General features: G+C 58.5%; 1 pseudogene. It reads right to left on the bottom strand.

Annotated elements, in window-relative coordinates:
- Nucleotides 1–548: 548 nt before the first annotated feature.
- Nucleotides 549–1,980 (bottom strand): annotated as a pseudogene (locus tag AC5ZG5_RS46015) (IS1182 family transposase).
- Between the last annotated feature and the right edge of the window lie 238 nt (nt 1,981–2,218).

The raw sequence follows: 2,218 nt of genomic DNA, 5'->3' as shown, positions 1-2,218 counted from the left end.
ATTCATTAGAGCAGATATTCGCCATGGCTGTGGGGACGGGAATCGTTGCCTTCTTTACGGCCTATATCGGTTGGAATTGGCAAGCGTTCAGGTAACAACTTATTCTGCGATGAAGGCATCTTACCGAAAGTGGTCCATGCCCGATTTGTGTAAAGATCTATATATTCGCGGGCGCATTGTTAGATGAGCCTCCGCCCCCATGGCATGAGTTTGCAAAACGTAGGAGACACCACGATTCAATTCGTCGTCGTCGAGAACAATACCAGGCTGTAACTCCAATGAGTCAGACCGCATGCCCGAAAGCAATTGTGGGGCGCTCTCAATAACTGACGGCAGGGACCAAGCCGGGCTCACTTTTCGGGTTGCAGGTAGCGAATCGTTTGCTGAAACGACTGCTGTTGGCCCAGGCTGTGTGAAAATCACGCAACTTAGGGCGCACTGGCGCATTTCGCGGCCGCCGAACTTCTAATTCGGTGGAATCGACCTCTCATCTCGGTGGCAATCGGGAGCTTCATGTAGGCGCTGATTTGGTCGCGCAGAGGCCGGCCTCACGCCCGCATCGCTTCCAGCAATCCACCTACGCCCATGATCGTCATCACGCGCTTCATGTTGTAGGCGAGCACGGTGAGCGCCATCTCAGCACCTTCGGCAGCTTTTTCGTGAGAAAGTGCGTTGCTCCCATCCAACACTTCATCGTGCCGAACGGATGCTCCGCTGTCTGACGGCGGACCCCCATTGCATTGGGGTTGTGGTCGAGCCTCTCCTGAACTTTCTCCAGAATGGCCTCGTGCTCCCAGCGTGAGATGCGGCGCTCGGGGGCTGTCGTGCACTGAGCTTTTAGCGCGCAGGTTTTGCAGGTGCTTGTCCAATAGCGGCGCAGGGTCTTTCCGTCCTCTACGTTCGTATAGTGATAAGTTAGCCGCTCGCCGGCGGGACAGCGATAAACATCGTCGGCAGCGACATAGACGAAGTCCTGTTTGCCGAAGCGGCCAGCAGCTTTGGCGCCCGAAGTCATCGGCTTCGGCAACGTCACCGTGATGTCGGCTTCCGCGCAGGCCCTGATCTCCTCTCCATCGTAATAGCCGCGGTCTGCCACGACTTCGAGCGTCTCGACAGCCATCTCGTCGCGAGCCTGCCCGGCCATGTTAGCGAGTTGGTGGCGATCGGTGCCCACGTTGGTCACCTCGTGAGCCACGATGAGATAATGCTGCGTATCGACTGCAATCTGCACGTTTAGCCAACGATCCCGGTGTCCTTGCCGCTTGTCGCCATCGAGCGCGCGTCAGGATCGGTCAGCGAGATCTGCTTGTCCTCGCTCTTCATCATCTCCGCATTGATCGCATTGAGCCGGACGGTCTCCTCCTTGAGCTTCTCGATCTTGCCCTTCAACCTCGCAACTTTCGCCTCTGGCACTGCATCGCCGTGCCGATCGGCGGTCTCGAGCTGCGAGAGATAGCGGGCGATGCTCTCGTCGATCCGCTCCAAGCGCCGCTTCATCTTCGCCTCGGTGAAGTTCTTGTCCCGCGCAGTGACGGCCTTGAACTTCGATCCATCGATGGCGACGCTCGCTGCAACAAGCAGGTCAAGCTTGCGGCACAGCGCGACAAACTCGCGGCAGACCTCACGAATGGCCTTGCCATTGTCCTTGCGGAAATCTGCGATGGTCTTGAAGTCCGGCGCCAGCTGCCCGGTCAGCCAGATCATCTCGATATTGCGCTGGCATTCCCGCTCCAGGCGTCGGCTCGACGGCACACGATTGAGGTAGCCGTAGATGTAGAGCTTGAGCATCATGCCGGGATGGTAGCCGGGTCGCCCCGTGTCGAGCGGCTGGACGCCAACGAAGCTGAGCTTAGCCAGATCGAGCCCGTCGACGAACACATCAACCGCACGTACCGGATTGTCCTCGGCCACGTAGTCGTCGAGCAGTGCAGGAAACAACGTGCTCTGTCCGCGGTTCACCCCTTCAACAAAGCGCTTCATTAGATGCCCCCTGCAAACGCAGGGAATCTTATCGCGCGAATCACGGCAAACAGATCGTTTTCACACAGCCTGGGCCCTTGGCTGCCATCACGACCGCCGAAGAGTGGGTCAGCTACCGGGTGGAAAGCGGTCCAAAATGCGCTGGCCCGCCAATTCCGAATCTGTGAAGGGTTTCGGATGCCGGCCGCTTGAGGGAGGGCGCGGCGTATTCGGCGGCCGGCGTCCGAAAGCCTCCAAG

The sequence above is a fragment of the Bradyrhizobium sp. Ses1 genome (genome assembly GCF_059512365.1).
The sequence above is the reverse complement of the archived record's forward strand: the minus strand, read 5'-3'. Positions and strand labels throughout refer to the sequence as shown.